Raw genomic sequence first — 19,912 nt, 5'->3', positions numbered from 1 at the left:
GGCGCCTTTCCTCTCCCCTTTTGAGGGGGAGAGGTGCCGAGCAAAGCGAGGCGGAGTGGGGGTCGGCTGTGACATATGCGATGGCCCTGCCCTTGTGGGGAGGGCCATTAGAGGAACCCAGCCTCAATCCCGGCGGAAAATGATCCGTCCGAGCCAGCCGGTGAGCATAGCCAGCCCCACGGCGAAAATGCCGAACCAGAACGCATGGTTGTTGGCGAAGCGGTAGATAGTCTGCTCGAAGCCGGATTTGTAGATGGCGAGCTGGGCCGAGGTTTCCTTGACGAAGACGCCGTTGCGGAACAGGAAGGCGCGCGCGCGGTGCGTGCCAACCGGCACGTTGGGCGCCAGCGAAAGGGCGGCGCGGAACAGGTTGGCCGACAGGAACTGCACGCCGCCGATGCGCTCGCTGTAGAGGCCGGTTGCCTTCTTGCGCTCGCGCAGGGCGGCCGTGAACTCGGCGATCGTCACCGGGTCGTCGGTCGTGTCCGCCGGCTGGATGTAGAGGTTGTCCGCACCCAGAGCCAGCTGCTTGTAGTTCTTCGGCTCGGCTATGTCGCGGAACGCCCGCGTCGTGGCGACGGAGTAGGAGGAGGGGACGTTTTCGAATGTCTCCGAATCCAGGTTGATCCACATGCCGAGCACGCGTTCCTTGCGTCGCACGACGACGGGCTTTGCCGGCCCCTCCAGCACGACGATGACGTCGTATCTTCCCTGCCGGTTGATCAGCGGGTCGGCGTTTTCCACCGCGCCGAAGATCGTCAGGTCGGCGCCGCTGAAGTCGGCGGTGATGGCGACGCGGTCGGTCGAAAGGCCGATCTGGATGTTTTCGGGATTGGCTTGCTGAGCCTGCGCAAGCGCTGCCCCGAATGCCGGCAAGGCCGCGACGAGCGCGGCAGCCAAGATCGCGGCCAGCCTCACAGGTGGCCCCCGTCGATCCCGGTGAGGGAGTAAAGCGTGTTCGGCCGCACGAACAGGTCGAAGGCAAGGCGCAGCGCCACCGCCAGCACCAGCAGCGCAAGCAGGGCGCGCAACTGTTCGCCGCGCAGCTTCTGCCCGGCCTTGGCGCCATATTGCGCGCCGGCGACGCCGCCCACCATCAGCACGAAGGCCAGCACGATATCGACGGTCTGGTTGGTGGTGGAGTGGACGATGGTCGTATAGGCGGAGACGAAGATGATCTGGAACAGCGAGGTGCCGATGACGACATTGGTCGGCACTTTCAGCAGATAGATCAGCGCCGGCACCATGATGAAGCCGCCGCCCACGCCCATGATCGACGACAGGAAGCCGATGCCGGCGCCGAGCCCGAGCACGGGTATGACGCTGACGAAAAGCTTGGAGGCGCGGAACCGCATCTTCAGCGGCAGGCGGTGGATCCAGTTGTGCTGGCCGGATTTCTTCAGCGCGGGGGCTGCGCCATCCTTGGTCTTGCGGATGGCGTTGACGCTTTCCACCATCATCAGCGCACCGACGGTGCCGAGCAGGATGACGTAGAGCAGCGAAATGAACAGGTCGAGCTGGCCGATGGCGCGCAGCAGCGCAAAGACATAGATGCCGAGCGTCGAGCCGACGATGCCGCCAAGCAGAAGCATCGTTCCGAGCTTGAAATCGAGCGTGCCGCGCTTGAAATGCGCAAGCGCACCGGAGAAGGACGAAGCGATGACCTGGTTCGCGCCGGTGGCGACTGCGATGGCTGGGGGAATGTTGTAGAAGATCAGCAGCGGGGTGATGAGGAAGCCGCCGCCGACGCCGAACATGCCCGACAGGAACCCGACCGCGGCGCCCATTGCGAGCAGCACGACGATGTTGGCCGATAATTCTGCGATCGGGAGATAGATGCCCACCCGTCAAACTCTACGCTATGTGCCTGCCGGCCAAGACTGTCCCTTGCCCTCGGTCGTTACATTGCTCTTGCGCCGACATTGCGGCGAAGTCAAACATCACGGGCAGTCTAAAACAAAAAGCATGTCAGCGGGTTAACGGCGACCGCCATTCGCGGTCGCATTTGGGTTGCGGTCGGATTGGCCCTTACCGATCTGCCAGCGCCAGCCTTGCACCGAGCAGCACGAAGGCGCCGGCGAAAGTGCGGCGCATCCAGGTCAGCACGCGCGGGCGCGAGATGACCTTGTCGCGCACGGATGCGGCGAACAACCCGTAGCCGACGAAGACGATGAAGGTCATCGCCATGAACACGGCGCTCAAAATCAGCATGCGCGACAGCGGGTGCGCCTCGCCGGTGCTGATGAATTGCGGCAGAAAGGCGAGGAAGAAGATCGACAGTTTCGGATTGAGGATGTTGACGAGGATGCCGGTGAGGGTGATCCGGGCGGCCGAGCGTTCGGTGATTTCCTCGTCGACCTTCAGCGAGCCGTTTTCGCGCAGCGCGTTCCAGGCCATGTAAAGCAGATAGGCGACGCCGGCATATTTGAAGGCGTGAAAGGCAAGCGCGCTGGTGTGCAGGATTGCAGCCAGCCCCATGATCGCCGCCGCCATATGCGGGACGATGCCGATGGTGCAGCCGAACGCGGCAGCCACGCTGGCGCGCGCGCCGCGCGAAAGGCCGGTCGCCAGCGTGTAGACGACGCCGGTGCCGGGCGACACCACGATGATGAAGGATGTGATCAGGAATTCGATGCTCATGCCAGTTCTCCGTGAGAGAACCGATTTGAGCCGTGCGAGGGCTCGCCGTCTTGAACGAAATTGCAGGCGGGTCAGGCGACGGCGGCGGCGTATACGCCCGGCGACACGCCGTATTTGCGCGTGAACATTCGAGTCATGTGGCTCTGGTCGGCAAAGCTGCAGCCTGCAGCAGCCTCGGCTAATGGCGTGCCTTGCGCGATCAGCCGGCGGGCGAGGTCGGTGCGCCGCTGCATGAGATAGGCGTGCGGGGTGAAGCCGGTCGCTTTGGCAAAGCCGCGCAGCACCTGAAACCGGCTCATGCCGCTTTGCCGCGCAAGATCGGCAAGCGTGATCGGGGCGGTGGGCTCGTCGTCGATCAACTGCCTTGCGCGCATGATCGCCGTGGATGCGGACGCTGAGGCCTCGACCTCGCTCCGCTCGCGCACGACATTGGCCAGCAGGCGCAGCAGCAGTTCCTCGCTCAGCAGGTCGGACGAGCCGGACGCATGCCCGGTGATTGCCGCGTAAAGGCGATGGAACAGGGTGGCAACTGCGGCGTCGGTCTTGGCCGGCCAGACGAACTCGCAGGCTTTCGACGCGCCTTCGTTCATGTCTGCGAAGGCCGCCTGGATGATCGCCGGATCGAAATAAAGCATCCGCCACGACCGCCCGGCATCGCTGATCGGCATGCCGTCATGGACCTCGCCGGGATTGACGGTGATGGTGTCCCCACGACCGGCCTCCACCATGCCGCGCCCGCTCAGCGATTTCTGCGCGCCCTGATGGATGACGCCGATGCCGTATTGCTCGTGCCAGTGCCGAGAGAAGGCATGGCGCGTGGCAGCCTCGACGGCTTCCACACCGGCCGTTCTGCAACGAAGCATCCTGAATTGGCCGGCCGGCATTGTTTTCGCACCTTCGCTGTTTGCCGCCGAACTATAGCAAGCAAAGGCGGGCCTGTGCGACCGGGTTCTGCGACGGGCCGTTCCGTCGCAAATGGGCCGTGATCAATGGCTGAGGCAGATGGCTCCGAAAGCCACGATTGAGCAGGCAAGGATACGGCGGGGCGTCAATGCTTCCCCCAGAAAAAGCCATCCGATCAGGGCTGCGAACACGACGCTCGTTTCCCGCAAGGCGGTGATAGGCCCGGCCGGCCCAAGGGCCAATGCCGCTATTACCACGCCATAGGCGGTGAGCGCGACTATGCCGCCCGCCAGTGCTTTCAAGGTTTCGGGCGAATGAATGTCGACGACGAGTTTTCCCCGGAACAGCACGAAAGTCAGCGGCAGCAGCGCGCCATAAATCACCACCACCCATGCGGTGTAGGCGCCCGTATGGCCAGCCTCGCGGACGCCGATCGCATCGACCGTCACATAGCTGGCAATGATCGCGCCCGTCGCCAGGGCGAAGAGGATCGATGACGTGGCCGCCCTGCCTTTGCCCAAGGAAAGGCTCATGATTCCCGTTGCCACGAGGACGACGCCGGCCGTCTGGTAGGTGTCGAGGCGATCGCCGGCGAGCAGAAATCCACCGACAGTCACCAGCAGCGGTACGGTGCCGCGAACGATGGGATAGACCTGCCCCAGCTCGCCGTTTCTGTAGGCGGCAACCAGAAAGACGCTGTAGCCGACCTGAAGACAGGCCGACAGAACGATATAGAGCCAGGCCGAACTTTCCGGCAGAGGATAGATGAAGACGAAGGGAAGAGCGACGATCGTACCGGAAAGGCTCATGACCGTGATGGTCCAGAGCCTGTCGGCACCCGTTCGCAGAAAGGCGTTCCATGTCGCGTGCAGGATTGCCGCAAAAAGCGCCAGGCTGACGACCGCCGCGCTCATTGCCGTGCCGGCAGCCTGGCAAGCAGGCCGAGAGCGGCGTTTCTTGCATCCCGAATGGCGGTCTCTCCCTGGCCCATCTGGGCCAGAAGGGTCGCGCCCTCGAGCAGCATCAAAAGAGCCGCCGCAATGCTCTCGGCCTGATCTTCGGGCAAAGCCGCTTCGAGAATCCGGCGCATGCGCCCTTTCAGGCCATTCTTCTGGTCGGCCACGGCCTTGAAAACCGGATGGGCGGGATCGCCGAATTCCGCGAGCGCATGCGCGAACAGGCAGCCATGGAAATCCGGGCTTTTGAACCAGCGTCCGTACCAATCGAAGATCGTTGCGATCTTCTGTTCGGGCGTGGCGTCAAGCTCGGCGAGTTGGTCAAGCTGATGGTCGAAGCGCTGCGCCCGCCAGGCAAGAACCTCGACGGTAAGGCCGTCCTTGCTGGGGAAATGGCGGTACATCGTCATCTTCGCCACGCCCGCTTCGGCAATGATCCGGTCTATCCCGGTGGCGTGAAAGCCTTCGCGCTTGAACAGCGCATAAGCCGTTTCGACGATGTGCTGGCGCTTTTCGGTATTGCCGTAGGTGGAGGACATGACGCAGACTCGAAAGGGTGAGACAGGTCTGTATCATTAAGCCTTGGCGGGGTCTTCGTCAACATGGTGGAATAGATAGCGAGTTCGGCCGCCCGATGAACCCATCGGATCGCTCGCTTCAGGATTAACTTTCAGGATTGTTCCGGCACGATGTCTTGCCAAGTGTGGCGAATGGCCAATGTATCCGCATCAAACGCAAAATAGCAGCCGCCTCCGCTGATCGGCTGGCTTCTATTCTGCGAAATCGGTTCTCCCAGCAGGTCGCATAACAACAGCGTACCGACCCCGCCGTGGGAGAATATGACGACGTCTCCCTTGCCGGTTCGGCCGGCGATGCTCTCGGTCACTGCCGTTTTGATGCGCCGCTGTGCGTCTGCCGCCGTTTCCCAACCCAGGATGCTGGTATCAGGATGGGCGAAGAATTCCGCGACGATCTCCCAGAAGCGCGGCGGCGCGACATAGCCGGTGGACGAGCGGTCGTTTTCGCCGAGGCGAGGGTCTATGCGGAATTCGAGGTTGCGCAGAGATTTGAGCGTCTCGGCGCAGTCCAGCGCTTTGCGTTCGTCGCTGACGAAAATGTCGCTCACCGAATTCAGGATCGGGCGGGCGCAAAAGGCCTGTAGGCGTTCGTGTCCCCGGGCGGACAGTCCCCACTGCGGCACGGGCACCTCGGGATCGATGATGACCTCGGGGTGCGTGACGAAGTAGGCGACTGCCATTATTTGTTGAGCGCCAGCAGGGCCCGCACGACCTTTTCGTCGATCTCGCCGGTGGCGTCCATGCCGTTGGCTTTCTGGAAGGCGGCGATGGCGTTCTTGGTCTTCTGGCCCATCATGCCGTCGGCGCCGCCGGCATCGTAGCCGTTCTTGTTGAGGATGGCCTGGATGTTGCGGACGGCCTTCTTCATGTCGACGCTGGCGGTCGTGCCCTGGCTTTCCTGCCAGGCTTCGGGGATGTCGACCGAGTTCGATGCCGTGTCGAGCGGCTTTGCCTTCCAGAGTTCGGTTGCCGCGCGGGCGCGTTCCAGCTGTTCGGGGCGCAGCGCATGGGCGATCTCGTCGCGCTTGGCGGAAGCATCCTTGTCGCCGGTCTTGGCGACGAGGGCGAACCACTTGTAGGACTCTTCGAGGTTCTGCGGCATGCCGACGCCCTTGGCGGCGAGGATGCCGAGATTGAACTGGCTGTCCTTGACGCCGAGTTCGGCCGCCTGGATGAACCAGCGCGCAGCCGATTCATTGTCGGCGGTGCCGTCGGCACCCATGGCGAACAGAACGGCCAGATTGTGCATGGCGCTGGCATTGCCCTGGCTGGCGGCCAGCTGATACCAGGTCTTGGCCTTGTCCACGTCGCGGTCGACGCCGAGGCCCTTTTCGTAGAAATTGCCGATGCGGTACTGCGCCGGTGCAAACCCTGCCTCGGCCGATTGCTCGTACCATTTGGCGGCTGCCTTCATGTCGGCCTTGACGCCGCGACCGTCGGCATAGCGCGAGCCGACTTCGAACAGCGCCTTGGCGTCGCCGGAACCAGCTGCTTCGCGCAGCGCCACCGGGCCGGCTTCCGTCGGCACGCTGACGGCAGCCGTGGTGGCAGCAGGCGTGACCGGATTGGCCGGAACGGGGCTGGCAAGCATAGGCTCGGCCGGGGTGTTCATGACCGTCGCCGGATTATCGATTGGCTGATAGGCGGGAGATGTCGAAGCCGTCGTTTCGGGAGCCGGGGCCGGCTCGCTAATGGCGGCGGTCGCCTCTTCCGGCGTCGGTTCAGGATCGGCGGCAAGAGAGTCCTGCGGCAGGTCGACGGTGCGGGTGGCCGAGGCTTCGCCGCGGGCGTCGGCAAGGCTGTCCATCTGGATGGGCGCCTGCGGTGCTTCGGCCATGGCAACTTGAGCGGACTGCTCGGCTGGCTGGACGATTGCCGGCGTTGTCACCACTTCCGCCACCTCGGCATCGCCGGCCATGAAGGCCTTGCCGAGCTGCAGGCCGGCCAGCGCCAGCATGATCGCGGCGGCGGCCATCAGGATCGGCTTGCGGCGTGCCTTGAGCAGATCGCCGATGCGTAGTGCCTTCACCGGGCCCTTCAGGCTGGAATCGCGCTTCAGCGCTTCGGCTTCCGCAGCTGCTGCCTGTGCGGCGCGGCGCGCGGCGGCGATGAAATCGGCCTTGGCAGCTTCTGTTTCGACAGGCTTTGCCGGCTGGCCTCGCTCGTCGCGCACGCGGCGCATGATGGCGTTGAGGTCGGGCGCGCCGGAACCGGGTTCGAGCGGCCGGTTGGCGAATTTGGGATCAAGCGGCTCGTCGAGGTCGACGCTCGGTGCTTCGTCCTTGGCTATGGCGTCGGCAGGGGCAGCGGTTGCGGCCTGTGCGGCAGCCTGCCCCTTGCGGCCCTTGAAGACGCGGCCAAGGCCGCCGAACATCGAGCGTGAACCGGCCTCCGGCTCGTCTTCGGCAATCGTATCCGAATCGAGCGCCGCGACTGCGGCGGCTGCCGCTGCCTGAGCCGGCGTGAGCGTGCTGCCGACGCGCGAAGTCGCGGGGCGATCTTCGGCCTCGACCAGCGGCAAGCCATCGTCGAAATCGAGCGACGGCGTGTCCTGCAGCGCCATCTTGCGCAGCGTGTTGAGGGGCTCGGGCTCGACCTTGCTGGTCGGGCGCTCGTCCTGTTCCAGCGAGCCAAGCCGGTCGACGATCTTCAGGAGCGTGTCGTGGATTGCCTCGAAGGTCTTGGTGTTGCGCTCGTCGGAACGGCGCGTCAGTGCTTCCAGCGCCTTCAGGTCGTCGGCGAGGCCGGACACTGCCACCGTATGCGTCTGCGAACCCGACAGCGAGCGGACAGCACTTTCGGCGGCCTGACGCGCGGCCTCGAGGATGCTGTCATGGCTGCCGGCGATCGACTTTTCGATGTCGTTGAGGCGCGGGCCGATATCCTCGAATTCCGGCAGCGGGCTCGACGGACGGGCGAGGTGCTGCGACAGGCCGGAAACCTGCGCTTCGAGATTGCGGATCAGGTCCGGATCGATATTGGCGAACTGGCTGGCAGACGAATCGAGCCGGCTCGAAATGCTTTCGAGCCGTGCTTCGAGCTTGCGGATGGCGGCGTTGTCGGCCGGCTCGGGCTGGCGCGCTTCAAGACGTTCGGCAAGCGTGGCGAAGCGCGCGTCGATGGCGTCCATGATGCCGCTATTGTCCAGCGCCGGCGCATGCGCGCGCTGGTCGAGACGGTCGGCAACTTCATCGAGCCGGCGCTCGAGATCGCGGAACAGCGTGTTGCTCTGTTCGGCAGCGTCGCCCTGGCGGCGTTCGATCATATCGGACAGGTGATCGAAGCGCTGCTCGATGCCCTGGAAAATATAGTCCGCATCCGGTGTGGCCGGTGCGCGGTCGATCTTGTCGGCGATGATGGCGATCTGCTTGCCGAGACGCTCCACCGCCGCTTCCGGCAGGTGAATCTGCTGCGTGATCTGGTCGACGCGGCTGGAGAGCAGGCCGAGGCGCTCCATCACCTCATTGCCGGTGGGTTGGTCGCCGGCGACTTCCTCGATCTGGCGGGCCAGTGCTGAAATCCGCGCTTCGATGCGCTCGAAGGGAGCGGGATCGAAATTGGGTAGGGTGGCTGCCGCCGTCGAGGCGACGATGGCGCGCGAGATCTCGTCCAGCCGCACCTCGATCTGGCCGAAAGTGTTGGCGTCGGCATTTTCCTGCTGGCGGGCGAAATGGTCGACCGCGCCGGCCAGTGTGCGCACCTTTTCTTCCAGCGAGCGCAGCGACAGCGATTCGGGCAGGTTGTTGACGGCGTCGTTGATCTGCTCAAGCCGCGAGGTCAGTGCGGAAATCGCCGGGTCGTGCGATCCGGTCGAAATGCGGTCCTCGAAATCCGTCCAGCGCTTGTTGAAGTCGTCCCAGCGGCGATCGACCGAGCGCACCGTTTCTTCGCGCGCCAGCAGATCGAGCGAGCCTTTGACCTGCTCCAGTTCGAGACGGAGCATGTTGATGCTCTTGTCGTCGCTGCGTTCCGAAAGCGAATGGATGGCGCTCGACAGGCGCTCGAATTCGACGCCGAGTTCGTCGACCCCGCCCTTGGTAGCGCCTGAAGCGTAAGCGCGCCTGATGTCCTCGCGCACCGCTTCGAATTCGCGGCGCATGCCGGAGGTCACCTGCTGGCGAAGGTCTTCGCGCAGCGCCTGCAGTTCCGCAGCGATCTTGCCGAAGGCAGCGACGCCGTCTTCCTGCGCGCGCACGCGGTCGAGGTCGCGGGCGATCGTCTGGTAGGGCTGGTCGTAGGACGCGCGCGGTGCCGGCTGCGGGGCAGCGGCATAGGCGCGGGTGTCTTCCCTGCGGTTCTGGCCGTAGGGCAGGTCGGCGAAGCGCTGCTGGCGGCGCATGTCGTCGCGCTCGCGTGAAAAGTCCAGGCCGGCATCCTGCGGCCGGCTGAGGCGCTGCTCAAGGTTCTCCAGCGAACGGTTCAGTTCCTCGAGCGTGGTGTGAGGCTTGCGTAGCCTCCCGGTATTGAGTGTGTCGAGATAGGACCGCTTGCTGTTCATCGAAACGCCCATTCGCCCGTTGCTGGTTTTCGGCCAGGTTCTTCAACTTCCCCGTCGGGACCGATGCGGCTGGGTGAACAGCGGAAAGCTTGGCTTTCCAGGGTTTTTCCCGCGCTCCGAAAACCATGAACAATTCGAATACAGACTATCCACGGCAGACCGACATGCGCACATTTCCCCCAACGTGGTAAACAAGTTGTTAACCAACCTTACCGCGCGGCGAAGAATGCAACGAAAAGTCGCAAAACAGTTTCATTCAGTTGGCGCTTGCAACGTAACGGCACTCTGAGTATAGCATTTACGTAAACGTAAGCGGTGCTTGAGCACCCTTGCGCAGTATTCGTTGAAACCACGAACGGAAGCACAGCCCCGATTGCTTTCGTTCAGGCCCCGCCGGTCAAACCGCGGTGGCCAACGGGGAAGCAAAAGAACATGACGATGAAGCTTATGCAGGCCGGCAACACGGCGGCCATGACCGAAACTGTTACCGACGCGGCGGAAACCGATCTTTCCCGCATCGGCGAAATAGCCAAGAAATACGGCGTGACCCTTCGCACGCTTCGTTTCTATGAAGACAAGGGCCTGCTGAACCCGAAGCGGGAAGGCAGCACGCGTCTTTACACCCATCGCGAAGAGGCAAGGCTGAAGCTGATCCTGCTCGGCAGGAAGGTTGGCTTCTCGCTGCGTGACGTCAAGCAGATGATGGATCTCTACGATCCCAAGGGCACCAACGCCAAGCAGCTCAAGCTCGCTCTCGACAAGTCGGAAAAGCAGCTTTCGCGCCTGCACAAGCAGCGCGAGGCGATCGAGGACGCCATCGGCGAACTCAGCAATGCCATGTCGGCGGTGCGCGGCATGCTTGCCGACCGCCCGCTGCCGGTTGCCGCCAACGGCTGAGCCGGTGCTGATGCCTGAAGGCCTTTTCGGCCTCGGGCATTTCGAAAACTGAGCCACACAATGTCCGACGACATTGTGTGGCTTTTTTCATATTGTCGACGTGGACTTGCGGCTAGCTTTGCGGTCTCTTGCCGCCGTCCTCCTTCAGAAAATTCACAACCATGAAAAAATTGACGTTTACGCAAACGTCAATTATTGCTATGGCGATCTGGAAAGCGGACTCGACGCTTGGATTACGCGCGTCGGGAGCCGCATAGTATTGTGGCGGAGGATTTAAGATGCCGACATACCGGGCCCCGGTCGAGGATACGCTTTTCGTGCTGAATGAGGTGCTTGGCTACGAGCGCTACAGCAATCTTCCCGGATTTTCCGACGCTACCCCCGATGTGCTGGAAGCCATTCTGGCCGAAGGCGCGAAGCTTTCCGAAAACGTGCTCCAGCCGACCAACCGCACCGGTGACCTCGAAGGTTGCGTGCGCCATGACGACGGCTCGGTGACGACGCCTACGGGCTTCAAGGAAGCCTACGATCAGTATCGCGAAGGCGGCTGGATGGGTCTTGCGGTGCCGGCCGAATATGGTGGCCAGGGCCTGCCTTACTCGCTGCACACGGCGGTCGCCGAATACATGGTCTCGGCCAATATGGCGCTGATGATGTATCCCGGCCTGACGCAGGGCGCGATGGCTGCCATCCTCGTCCACGGTACAGAAGAGCAGAAGAACACCTGGCTGCCGAAGCTGGTCGAGGGCAGCTGGACCGGCACCATGAACCTGACCGAGCCGCATTGCGGCACCGATCTCGGCCTGCTGCGCACCAAGGCAGTGCCCAATGGCGACGGCACCTACAAGATTTCCGGCCAGAAGATCTTCATCTCGGCCGGCGAGCACGACATGGCCGACAACATCGTCCATCTGGTGCTGGCCCGCATCGAGGGTGCGCCAGAAGGCGTGAAGGGCATTTCGCTGTTCATCGTGCCGAAGTTCCATCTCGATGCGGATGGCAACCCCGGCGAGCGCAACGGCGTTTCCTGTGGCTCCATCGAAGAGAAGATGGGCATTCACGGCAACGCCACCTGCGTCATGAATTACGACGAGGCGACCGGCAAGCTGCTGGGGGCCGAGAACGGCGGCCTCAAGGCCATGTTCACGATGATGAACGAAGCCCGTCTCGGCGTCGGCCTGCAGGGGCTGGCGATGTCGGAAGTCGCCTATCAGAACGCGGTGACCTACGCCAAGGAGCGCATCCAGGGTCGCTCGCTGTCAGGCCCCAAGGCGCCGGACAAGAAGGCCGATCCGATCATCGTCCACCCGGATATCCGCCGCAACCTGATGACCATGAAGTCCTTCAACGAAGCCGGTCGCGCGCTGGTTTTGTGGACCGCGCTGAAGTCGGATGTCGCCCATGGTTCGGGCGACGATGGCGAGCGCCAGACGGCGGACGACCATATGGGCCTGATGACCCCGATCGTGAAGGGCGTGCTGACCGACAAGGGTTTCGACCACGCCGTCATGGCGCAGCAGGTCTTCGGCGGCCATGGCTATATCGAAGAACACGGCATGAGCCAGTTCGTGCGCGATGCCCGCATCGCCATGATCTATGAAGGCGCCAACGGCATCCAGGCGCTCGACCTCGTCGGCCGCAAGCTGGCGATGAATGGCGGCCGCGCCGTGCAGGCCTTCTTCAAGGAAGTCGGCGAATTCTGCGAGGAAAACCGCGCGGACGAGAAGATGGCGCCTTTCACCAAGGCGCTCAAGAAGGGCCTCAACGATCTCCAGGCCGCCACCATGTGGTTGATGCAGAATGCCATGCAGAAGCCCGACAATGCCGGTGCTGCCTCGACTGACTATCTGCACCTCTTCGGCCTCGTCGCGCTCGGCTATATGTGGGCGCGCATGGCCAAGACGGCGCAGGGCAAGCTCGGCAACGGCTCGGCCGCCTTCTATGAAAACAAGCTGGTCACCGGCCGCTACTTCATGGAGCGGGTGATGCCCGAGACGGCGGCACACCTCGCCCGCATCTCCACCGGTGCCGACACGATGATGGCGCTGGACGCGGAAGCGTTTTAGGGTGCTCGGCGTTCCCCTCCCCCTTGAGGGGAGGGTGGCCGCGAAGCGGTCGGGAGGGGTCAGCGCGGCCATGCGCCGACCTCAAGTCTGAAAATGCACGTTGGGAGAATTGGTAAAGTGCCCCGAACCCGTGTCAGTTTCGAAATGCGGCAAAAGGCGCGCTCGCTTCGTCTCCACGGGACGAAAGCGGAATCGCTGCTCTGGTACGAACTGCGCGAGTTGCGAGCACATGACCTCAAGTTCAGGCGCCAAGCGCCGATCGGGCCATATATCGTCGATTTTCTTTGCCCGTCGGTCCGATTGATTGTCGAGGTCGACGGTGATCTCCATGAGACCGAAAACGGCAAGCGCCACGATGCAAATCGCGATGCATATTTGAAATCTCTTGGCTACACGATTCTCAGGATGGATGAGCCGGATGTTATGAACAGTGCCTGGCACGTAGCGCAGGCGGTGAAGGAAAAGGCCGAGTATCTCGTCGGCGACCCCTCCCGACCGCTTCGCGGCCACCCTCCCCTCAAGGGGGAGGGGGACGTTGGCGCCGCGGATGGAGTGAACCCATGACCACCAATCCAGCAGAAGTGCTTGGCCTGCCGAAGCCCGAATGGGCTGGCGAAGACGTCGCCATGCTCTACGATATGGCGTCGAAGTTCCTCGAGGCCGAGATCGCGCCGCGCTACGATGAATTCGAGAAGGCCGAGATCTTTGACCGCGAGAGCTGGCAGAAGGCCGGCGAGAACGGTCTGCTCTGCGCTTCCATGCCTGAGGAATATGGCGGCTCGGGCGGCACCTTTGCCCATGAGAGCGCTATCATCGAGGCGATCAGCCATGTCGGCGTCGATGGCTTCGGCATAGCGCTGCATAACTCGATCGTCGCGCCCTACATCCTCCACTATGGCTCGGAAGAGCAAAAGAAAAAATGGCTGCCGAAGATGGCGAGCGGCGAGCTGATCGGCGCCATCGCCATGACGGAGCCCGGCGCGGGCTCCGACCTCCAGGGCGTCAAGACGCGCGCCGAGAAGGATGGCAACCAGTACCGCATCAATGGCTCAAAAACCTTCATCACCAACGGCCAGCTCGCCAATCTGATCATCGTCGTCACCAAGACCGACCCGGCCAAGGGCGCCAAGGGCACGTCGCTGATCGTGGTCGAGACCGACGAGGTCGAAGGCTTCGAGCGCGGCCGCAACCTCGACAAAATCGGCCTGAAGTCGAACGACACGTCGGAGCTGTTCTTCAACGACGTCCGCGTGCCGACTGCGAACCTCCTGGGTCACGAGGAAGGGCAGGGCTTTGTCCAGCTCATGCAGCAATTGCCGCAGGAACGCCTGCAGATCGGCACGACGGCGATTGCCATGGCCGAGCGGGCGCTGGCGCTGACCATCGACTACGTCAAGGAGCGCAAGGCCTTTGGCAAGACGATCCTCGACTTCCAGAACACCCAGTTCAAGCTTGCCGAGCTGAAGACCGAGGTCACCATCGGCCGTGTCTTTTACAACAATTGCGTCGAGCGTCACATTAATGGTGGGCTCGATCCGGTAACGGCATCCATGGCGAAATACTGGCTGTCGGACCTGCAGGGCAAGGTCGTCGACGAATGCCTGCAACTGCATGGCGGCTATGGCTACATGAACGAATATCCGATCGCCCGCATGTACCGCGACGCCCGCGTGCAGCGCATCTATGGCGGCACCAACGAAATCATGAAACTGTTGATCGCGCGCAGCCTGTGACGCGCTGATCCTGAAACACTGGGAGAAAAAAGATGGCTGACGCTTATGTCTATGACGCCGTGCGCACACCGCGCGGACGCGGCAAGAAGGACGGCTCGCTGCATGAAGTGCCGGCCGTAAGGCTCGGCGCGAAAGTGCTGGAGGCACTGCGCGACCGCAACGATCTCGACACCGGCACGGTCGACGACATCATCTTCGGCTGCGTCGATCCGGTCGGCGAGGCGGGCTCGGTCATTCCGCGCGCTGCCGCCTTCGAGGCCGGCTACGACACCAAAGCGCCCGGCATGCAGATTTCGCGCTTCTGCGCCTCTGGCCTTGATGCCATCAATTTCGGCGCCGCCAAGATCGCTCAAGGGTCGGACGATATCGTCATTGCCGGCGGCGTGGAATCGATGTCGCGCGTCGGCATGGGCATGTCTGGCGGCGCCTGGTTCATGGACCCGTCGGTCGGTTTTCCCGGCTGGTTCGTGCCGCAGGGCATCTCTGCCGACCTGATTGCCACGAAGTATGGTTTTTCGCGTGACGACGTCGACGCCTATGCCGTCGAAAGCCAGAAGCGCGCAGCGCACGCCTGGGAAAAGGGCTGGTTCAAGAAGTCGGTCATTCCGGTGAAGGACCAGAACGGGCTGACCATCCTCGACCGTGACGAGCATATGCGCCCGTCCACCGACATGCAGTCACTGGCCTCGCTCAACCCATCCTTCGTCATGCCCGGCGAAATGGGCGGCTTCGACGCGGTCGCGGTGCAGAAGCACCCGGAAGTGGAGGAGGTCAACCACGTCCACCATGCCGGCAATTCGTCGGGCATCGTCGATGGCGCGGCCGCCGTGCTGCTCGGCTCCAAGAAGGCCGGCAAGTCGCTCGGCATCAAGCCGCGCGCGCGCATCCGCGCCTTCTCCAACATCGGCTCGGAGCCGGTGCTGATGCTAACCGGCCCGGTCGACGTGACGGAAAAGCTGTTGAAGCGCGCCAAGATGAAGATCTCGGACATCGACCTGTTCGAACTCAACGAAGCCTTCGCCTCGGTGGTGCTGCGCTATATGCAGGCTTTCGACATTCCGCACGACAGGATCAACGTCAATGGCGGCGCCATCGCCATGGGCCACCCGCTGGGCGCCACCGGCGCCATGATCTTCGGTACGGTGCTGGACGAGCTGGAGCGGCGCGACCTCAACACCGCGCTGGTGACGCTGTGCATCGGCGCCGGCATGGGCACCGCCACGATTATCGAACGCGTCTGACCGGGAGGAAGAACATGACCTACACAAATTTCACGGTCGAAACCGACGCTGACGGCATCGCACTCGTCACCTGGGACATGCCGGAAAAATCGATGAACGTCTTCACCGAGGAGGTGATGAACGAACTCGACAAGATCATCGACCAGGTCGCAGGCGATGCGGCGATCAAGGGCGCGGTCATCACCTCCGGCAAGGACTCGTTCTCCGGCGGCGCCGACCTGACCATGCTGAAGCGCATGCTGACGCTGTTCCATGAGGAAGAGGCCAAGGACCACGACAAGGCGGTAAAACTTCTGTTCGACACTGCCGGCCGCATGGGCGCGCTGTTCCGCAAGCTCGAAACCTCCGGCAAGCCTTGGGTCTCGGCCATCAACGGCACCTGCATGGGCGGCGCATTCGAAATGTCGCTGTCCTGCCATGGCCGCGTTGCAGCCGATTCCGACAAGGTGAAGATGGCGCTGCCCGAGGTGAAGGTCGGCATCTTCCCCGGCGCCGGCGGCACCCAGCGCGTGCCGCGCCTGGCCGATCCGCAGTCGGCTCTCCAGATGCTGACGTCCGGCCAGAACCTTTCGCCGCAGAAGGCCAAGGGTATGGGCCTTATCCACGAGATCGCCGAGCCGGCAAAACTGATCGAAACCGCCAAGGCGATGATCAAGAACGGCCTGAAGCCGGTCCAGCCCTGGGATGAAAAGGGCTTCAAGCTGCCGGGCGGCCCGGTCTATTCGGCGGCGGGAGCCAATCTCTGGCCACCGGCAATCGCCATCCTGCGCCGCGAGACCTACGGCAACTATCCGGCGGCAAGCGCGATCCTGAAATGCGTCTATGAAGGCCTGCTGGTGCCGTTCGACACCGGCCTCAGGATCGAGCAGCGCTATTTCACGCAGATCATGCAGACGACGGAAGCGGCGATGATGATCCGCTCGCTGTTCGTGTCGCTGCAGGAACTCAACAAAGGCGCGCGCCGCCCGGAAGGCGTCGCCCCCACCAAGTTCAAGAAGATCGGCGTGCTCGGCGCCGGCTTCATGGGTGCTGGCATCGCCTATGTCACGGCCAAGGCCGGCATTCCGGTGGTGCTGCTAGACCGCGACATTGAATCCGCCGCCAAGGGCAAGGCCCATTCGGAAAGCCTGATCTCCGATCAGGTCAAGAAGGGCCGTGCCAAGGCGGAAGACAAGGACAAGCTTCTCTCGCTGATCACGCCGACCGCTGACTATGCCGATCTCGACGGCTGCGATCTTGTCGTCGAGGCGGTGTTCGAGGATTCCGAGGTCAAGAAGGGCGCAACCGAGAAGGCCGAGGCGGTGCTGAAGCCTGCGGCGGTCTTCGCCTCCAACACCTCGACCATTCCGATCACGTCGCTGGCGCAGAATTCGAAGCGGCCGAAGAATTTCATCGGCGTCCACTTCTTCTCGCCGGTCGACAAGATGCTGCTGGTCGAGATCATCCTGGGCAAGAAGACCGGCGACAAGGCGCTGGCGGTGGCGATCGACTATGTCCGCGCCATCAAGAAGACGCCGATCGTCGTCAACGACACACGCGGCTTCTACGTCAATCGCTGCGTGCTGCGCTACATGTCGGAAGCCTTCAAGATGCTGATCGAGGGCGTGCCGGCACCGATGGTCGAGAATGCCGCGCGCGCTGCCGGCATGCCGGTCGGGCCGCTGGCGCTGACCGACGAGACGGCAGTCGACCTCGCCCAGAAGATCATGAAGCAGACCATCCGCGATCTCGGCGAGAAGGCCGTCGATCCCGAGCAGATGAAGCTCATCAACACCATGGTCGACGACCATGGTCGCTTCGGCCGCAAGAACGGCAAGGGCTTTTACGACTATCCGGCAAAGCCCGCCAAGAAGAAGCTGTGGCCCGGCCTGAAGGACCTCTACAAGCAGCGCAACCCCGACAAGATCGACTTCGAGGAGCTGAAGCAGCGCTTCCTCGTGGTGATTGCGCTGGAGGCGGCGCGCGTCATGGAAGAGGGCATCGTCACCGACCCGCGCGAGGCCGACGTCGGCTCGATCCTCGCCTTCGGCTTCGCGCCTTATACCGGCGGTACGCTGTCCTATATCGATGGCATTGGCGCCCAAAAGTTCGTCAAGCTCGCGAAGTCGCTGCAGAAGAAATATGGCGTTGAGTTCAAGGCGCCCAAGCTTCTCCACGACATGGCCGAGAAGGGCGAAACCTTCTACGAGCGCTTCGATCCTTATGCCAAGGCGGAGGCGAAGAAGGCGGCCTGACGGCCGCTTTCAGCGAAAAGCATGTATGTCTGGGCACGGCTTCTAAAGACCGCGGTGACGGCGCGTCGCCGCGGCATCTATCGCATGGGCGATGAAAGCAGGCTGAGCTTTCGCTGCCTGCCCACCGACATCGACACCAACATGCACCTGAACAATGCCCGCTACATGATGCTGGCCGATCTTGGCCGCATCGATATCTTTCTGCGCGCAGGCCTGATCAGGCTGGCGCGCAGGAATAGCTGGGCGCCGATGATGGGCGGGCTCCAGTCCGTCTTCGTGCGCGAAATCAGGCTGTGGCGGCAGTTCGATGTCGTTTCCACGGTCGAGACCTGGGAGGGAACCCAGGTCATAGGCCGTCATGAATTCATCCTCGACAATGGCGTCACCGCAGCGCTGGTGCTGACGACCGCCGGCGTCTACGACGCCCGCAACCGCCGCTTCCTCGAAATCGACGAAGTGATCGCAGCACTCGGCAGCGAGGCGAAAGCCCGCGCGCCGAACGAAGCCGAGCGCATCTTCATGCAATCCCACGACGGTCTGCGCTCGCTGGCGAAGAAAGGCTGAGGGGGCGCCCTTCAGGGCGATACGATATCTCGGATCAGATCGGATAGCGGCGCTTCGTTTCCCGAAAAACTGTCGACCATCGCCTGGATCACGCGGTCGCGGTCAAGCTTGTCGTCGTCGAAGGGGAAGCCCGCATGCTCGGCGAGAATTGACAGAAGCGCCAGTTGAGTGCGGCCGTTGCCTTCGCGAAAAGGATGTACCGCGTTGATTTCGGCCAGGACATGCGCAGTCTCCTTGGCGAAGTCATAGACGGAGAGTTCTGTCAGGTGGTTGCTGTCTGCCAGCTCTTCAAAGATACGATCCATCTCCTGGTCGATGTATTCCGGGTAACAGAACCAGTTGCCGTTCTTGCCTATGCGAATCGTGCGCCGCTTACCGGCCCAATCATAGACATCCTGAAACAGGTGATGATGAAGGGCCTTGTAGTGTTCGTAATCCAGTTGTCCCGCTGGCCAGTCCTCGTCGGCGCGCGTCAGGAACACGGCGAGTTCGTACTCGTCCAAATCTGACTGGCTTCGAATATCGAGCTTGTTCTTGAGAACGGTTGTACCCGGATAGCAAAGCGGGTCGTGCTCTGCCGTATAACTCACGCTCAGCCAGTTTTTTTGCTGGTGAATGCGGCCCGGATGAGGGCGCGGCTTTCTTCGCCGCTCAGACCATTGCGCTCCGCATGTGCCAGGATTCCACTCATACGCGACGACAGCGCCAAGCCCTCGACCGCGCTGATTTTTTCTCCCCGCGAACGGGTCAGCTTGCCGGGTTGCAGCTTTTTGGGTGCGGAACGAGGCCTATTCTTCATGGTCGGGAAAGTACCATGGCCAGCATAAATCGGGCAAAGTGAATTTCACGGCATAAGGGATTGCTTCGAGCATCGATCGTCTGGACAACCTCTCGCACCCGCGCTAGAACATAGAGGTATTTTTTCCTGTTTCGGGACCATGACGATGCTTTCGCACGACCGGGTCTGGGCCGCCATCGATGCGCTGGCCGAACGATACTCGCTCTCGGCTTCCGGGCTGGCGAAGCGGGCAGGGCTCGATTCCACTGCCTTCAACAAGTCGAAGCGTGCTTCCGCCGACGGTCGTCCGCGCTGGCCTTCGACCGAGTCGCTGGCAAAAATCATCGAGGCGACGAATTCCTCGCTGGACGAGTTTCTCGGGCTCGTCGAGGGACGATCCAAGGATGACCGGCCGCTACCGGTGCAGAAATCCTCGGTGCCGCTGCTTGGTTTTGCGCAGGCCGGTGCTGGCGGCTTCTTCGACGATGCCGGCTTTCCGGCCGGGCAGGGCTGGGACCTGATCGAACTGCCGGCGCAGTCGACCGAGAACTCCTACGCGTTGCAGGTGCAGGGCGATTCCATGCTGCCGCTCTACCGCAATGGCGACGTGCTGATCGTCGAGCCGGGCGCGACGGTGCGCAAGGGCGACCGCGTGGTCGTCAAGACGCAGTCCGGCGAGGTCATGGCCAAGGTTCTGGTGCGCCGCAGCGCGCAGGAAATCGAGCTTTTGTCGATCAACCCCGAACACCCGGTCCGCAACATAGCGATGGGCGATGTCGATTGGCTCGCCCGCATCGTCTGGGCAAGCCAGTAGGCGCCGCCTG

18 protein-coding genes are annotated in these 19,912 nt (G+C 62.7%); 8 read left to right on the top strand and 10 right to left on the bottom strand.

What is annotated here, in order from left to right; all coding sequences use genetic code 11:
* Nucleotides 1-123: 123 nt before the first annotated feature.
* From DZG07_RS22060 to DZG07_RS22025, 8 genes are all read right to left on the bottom strand, one after another.
* On the bottom strand, nucleotides 124-900 hold the full coding sequence (locus tag DZG07_RS22060) for a TIGR02186 family protein (protein WP_281004506.1): 777 nt from the start codon (nucleotides 898-900) through the stop codon (nucleotides 124-126).
* A 14-nt stretch (nucleotides 901-914) separates the two neighbouring features.
* Nucleotides 915-1,844, bottom strand: a complete 930-nt coding sequence (locus tag DZG07_RS22055) for a sulfite exporter TauE/SafE family protein (RefSeq protein WP_091917931.1) — start codon at nucleotides 1,842-1,844, stop codon at nucleotides 915-917.
* A gap of 184 nt (nucleotides 1,845-2,028) precedes the next feature.
* Nucleotides 2,029-2,640 (bottom strand): LysE family translocator, encoded by a 612-nt coding sequence (locus tag DZG07_RS22050; protein WP_119820908.1) that lies wholly within the window; start codon nucleotides 2,638-2,640, stop codon nucleotides 2,029-2,031.
* Nucleotides 2,641-2,711: 71 nt separating this feature from the next.
* Nucleotides 2,712-3,524: an AraC family transcriptional regulator gene (locus DZG07_RS22045; RefSeq protein ID WP_119820906.1), complete on the bottom strand. Its 813-nt coding sequence runs from the start codon at nucleotides 3,522-3,524 to the stop codon at nucleotides 2,712-2,714.
* A gap of 102 nt (nucleotides 3,525-3,626) precedes the next feature.
* Nucleotides 3,627-4,457 (bottom strand): DMT family transporter, encoded by an 831-nt coding sequence (locus DZG07_RS22040; RefSeq protein WP_119820904.1) that lies wholly within the window; start codon nucleotides 4,455-4,457, stop codon nucleotides 3,627-3,629.
* Nucleotides 4,454-5,038, bottom strand: coding sequence for a TetR/AcrR family transcriptional regulator (locus tag DZG07_RS22035; protein WP_091917927.1), 585 nt, complete (start codon nucleotides 5,036-5,038; stop codon nucleotides 4,454-4,456). Before DZG07_RS22035 ends, DZG07_RS22040 begins: the two co-directional genes overlap by 4 nt.
* A 131-nt stretch (nucleotides 5,039-5,169) precedes the next feature.
* Nucleotides 5,170-5,757 (bottom strand): histidine phosphatase family protein, encoded by a 588-nt coding sequence (locus DZG07_RS22030; RefSeq protein ID WP_119820902.1) that lies wholly within the window; start codon nucleotides 5,755-5,757, stop codon nucleotides 5,170-5,172.
* Nucleotides 5,757-9,575 carry a peptidoglycan-binding protein gene (locus tag DZG07_RS22025; protein ID WP_119821974.1) on the bottom strand — a complete coding sequence of 1,273 codons (3,819 nt, stop codon included), beginning with the start codon at nucleotides 9,573-9,575 and terminating at the stop codon, nucleotides 5,757-5,759. Before DZG07_RS22025 ends, DZG07_RS22030 begins: the two co-directional genes overlap by 1 nt.
* 432 nt (nucleotides 9,576-10,007) lie before the next feature.
* Here DZG07_RS22025 and DZG07_RS22020 point away from each other — a divergent pair, with 432 nt between their 5' ends.
* From DZG07_RS22020 to DZG07_RS21985, 7 genes are all read left to right on the top strand, one after another.
* Entirely contained in the window at nucleotides 10,008-10,472 is a 465-nt protein-coding gene (locus tag DZG07_RS22020; RefSeq protein ID WP_162931697.1) for a MerR family DNA-binding transcriptional regulator, read from the top strand.
* Nucleotides 10,473-10,750: 278 nt separating this feature from the next.
* Complete coding sequence (locus DZG07_RS22010; protein ID WP_119820898.1) at nucleotides 10,751-12,538, top strand: acyl-CoA dehydrogenase C-terminal domain-containing protein; 1,788 nt, start codon at nucleotides 10,751-10,753, stop codon at nucleotides 12,536-12,538.
* 117 nt (nucleotides 12,539-12,655) lie between these two features.
* Nucleotides 12,656-13,102, top strand: a complete 447-nt coding sequence (locus DZG07_RS22005) for an endonuclease domain-containing protein (protein ID WP_119821972.1) — start codon at nucleotides 12,656-12,658, stop codon at nucleotides 13,100-13,102.
* Nucleotides 13,099-14,271, top strand: a complete 1,173-nt coding sequence (locus DZG07_RS22000) for an acyl-CoA dehydrogenase family protein (protein ID WP_119820896.1) — start codon at nucleotides 13,099-13,101, stop codon at nucleotides 14,269-14,271. The genes DZG07_RS22005 and DZG07_RS22000 overlap by 4 nt, the downstream gene beginning before the upstream one ends.
* Before the next feature lie 32 nt (nucleotides 14,272-14,303).
* Nucleotides 14,304-15,512, top strand: a complete 1,209-nt coding sequence (locus DZG07_RS21995) for an acetyl-CoA C-acetyltransferase (protein ID WP_119820894.1) — start codon at nucleotides 14,304-14,306, stop codon at nucleotides 15,510-15,512.
* Between the two features lie 14 nt (nucleotides 15,513-15,526).
* Nucleotides 15,527-17,746, top strand: a complete 2,220-nt coding sequence (locus DZG07_RS21990) for a 3-hydroxyacyl-CoA dehydrogenase NAD-binding domain-containing protein (protein ID WP_119820892.1) — start codon at nucleotides 15,527-15,529, stop codon at nucleotides 17,744-17,746.
* A 21-nt stretch (nucleotides 17,747-17,767) separates the two neighbouring features.
* A complete protein-coding gene (locus DZG07_RS21985) occupies nucleotides 17,768-18,310 on the top strand; it encodes a thioesterase family protein (RefSeq protein WP_119820890.1) in 543 nt (180 codons plus the stop codon).
* Between the two features lie 11 nt (nucleotides 18,311-18,321).
* Here DZG07_RS21985 and DZG07_RS21980 read toward each other — a convergent pair whose 3' ends face one another.
* Together DZG07_RS21980 and DZG07_RS21975 are read right to left on the bottom strand one after the other, a co-directional pair.
* A complete protein-coding gene (locus tag DZG07_RS21980) occupies nucleotides 18,322-18,900 on the bottom strand; it encodes a Fic family protein (protein ID WP_119820888.1) in 579 nt (192 codons plus the stop codon).
* Nucleotides 18,901-18,902: 2 nt separating this feature from the next.
* A complete protein-coding gene (locus DZG07_RS21975; RefSeq protein WP_119820887.1) occupies nucleotides 18,903-19,109 on the bottom strand; it encodes a hypothetical protein in 207 nt (68 codons plus the stop codon).
* A gap of 145 nt (nucleotides 19,110-19,254) precedes the next feature.
* On the opposite strand from DZG07_RS21975, the gene DZG07_RS21970 reads away from it, so the two are divergent.
* The gene (locus DZG07_RS21970) at nucleotides 19,255-19,902 is read left to right on the top strand and encodes a helix-turn-helix transcriptional regulator (protein WP_091917937.1); all 648 of its coding nucleotides are present in this window, start codon (nucleotides 19,255-19,257) and stop codon (nucleotides 19,900-19,902) included.
* Nucleotides 19,903-19,912: the final 10 nt, after the last annotated feature.

The organism is Mesorhizobium sp. DCY119 (assembly GCF_003590645.1).
In the GTDB taxonomy this organism is placed as follows: Bacteria; Pseudomonadota; Alphaproteobacteria; order Rhizobiales; family Rhizobiaceae; genus Mesorhizobium_M.
Note: the sequence above shows the minus strand (reverse complement) of the source record. Positions and strands in the feature narration are given on the sequence as shown.

Excerpts from the sequence above, each read along its gene's own strand:
- DZG07_RS22050 (WP_119820908.1), bottom strand. The coding sequence starts at position 2,640 with ATGAGCATCGAATTCCTGATCACATCCTTCATCATCGTGGTGTCGCCC.
- DZG07_RS22045 (WP_119820906.1), bottom strand. The coding sequence starts at position 3,524 with ATGCCGGCCGGCCAATTCAGGATGCTTCGTTGCAGAACGGCCGGTGTG.
- DZG07_RS22040 (WP_119820904.1), bottom strand. The coding sequence starts at position 4,457 with ATGAGCGCGGCGGTCGTCAGCCTGGCGCTTTTTGCGGCAATCCTGCAC.
- DZG07_RS22035 (WP_091917927.1), bottom strand. The coding sequence starts at position 5,038 with ATGTCCTCCACCTACGGCAATACCGAAAAGCGCCAGCACATCGTCGAA.
- DZG07_RS22030 (WP_119820902.1), bottom strand. The coding sequence starts at position 5,757 with ATGGCAGTCGCCTACTTCGTCACGCACCCCGAGGTCATCATCGATCCC.
- DZG07_RS22025 (WP_119821974.1), bottom strand. The coding sequence starts at position 9,575 with ATGAACAGCAAGCGGTCCTATCTCGACACACTCAATACCGGGAGGCTA.
- DZG07_RS22020 (WP_162931697.1), top strand. The coding sequence starts at position 10,008 with ATGACGATGAAGCTTATGCAGGCCGGCAACACGGCGGCCATGACCGAA.
- DZG07_RS22010 (WP_119820898.1), top strand. The coding sequence starts at position 10,751 with ATGCCGACATACCGGGCCCCGGTCGAGGATACGCTTTTCGTGCTGAAT.
- DZG07_RS22000 (WP_119820896.1), top strand. The coding sequence starts at position 13,099 with ATGACCACCAATCCAGCAGAAGTGCTTGGCCTGCCGAAGCCCGAATGG.
- DZG07_RS21995 (WP_119820894.1), top strand. The coding sequence starts at position 14,304 with ATGGCTGACGCTTATGTCTATGACGCCGTGCGCACACCGCGCGGACGC.
- DZG07_RS21990 (WP_119820892.1), top strand. The coding sequence starts at position 15,527 with ATGACCTACACAAATTTCACGGTCGAAACCGACGCTGACGGCATCGCA.
- DZG07_RS21985 (WP_119820890.1), top strand. The coding sequence starts at position 17,768 with ATGTATGTCTGGGCACGGCTTCTAAAGACCGCGGTGACGGCGCGTCGC.
- DZG07_RS21975 (WP_119820887.1), bottom strand. The coding sequence starts at position 19,109 with ATGAAGAATAGGCCTCGTTCCGCACCCAAAAAGCTGCAACCCGGCAAG.
- DZG07_RS21970 (WP_091917937.1), top strand. The coding sequence starts at position 19,255 with ATGCTTTCGCACGACCGGGTCTGGGCCGCCATCGATGCGCTGGCCGAA.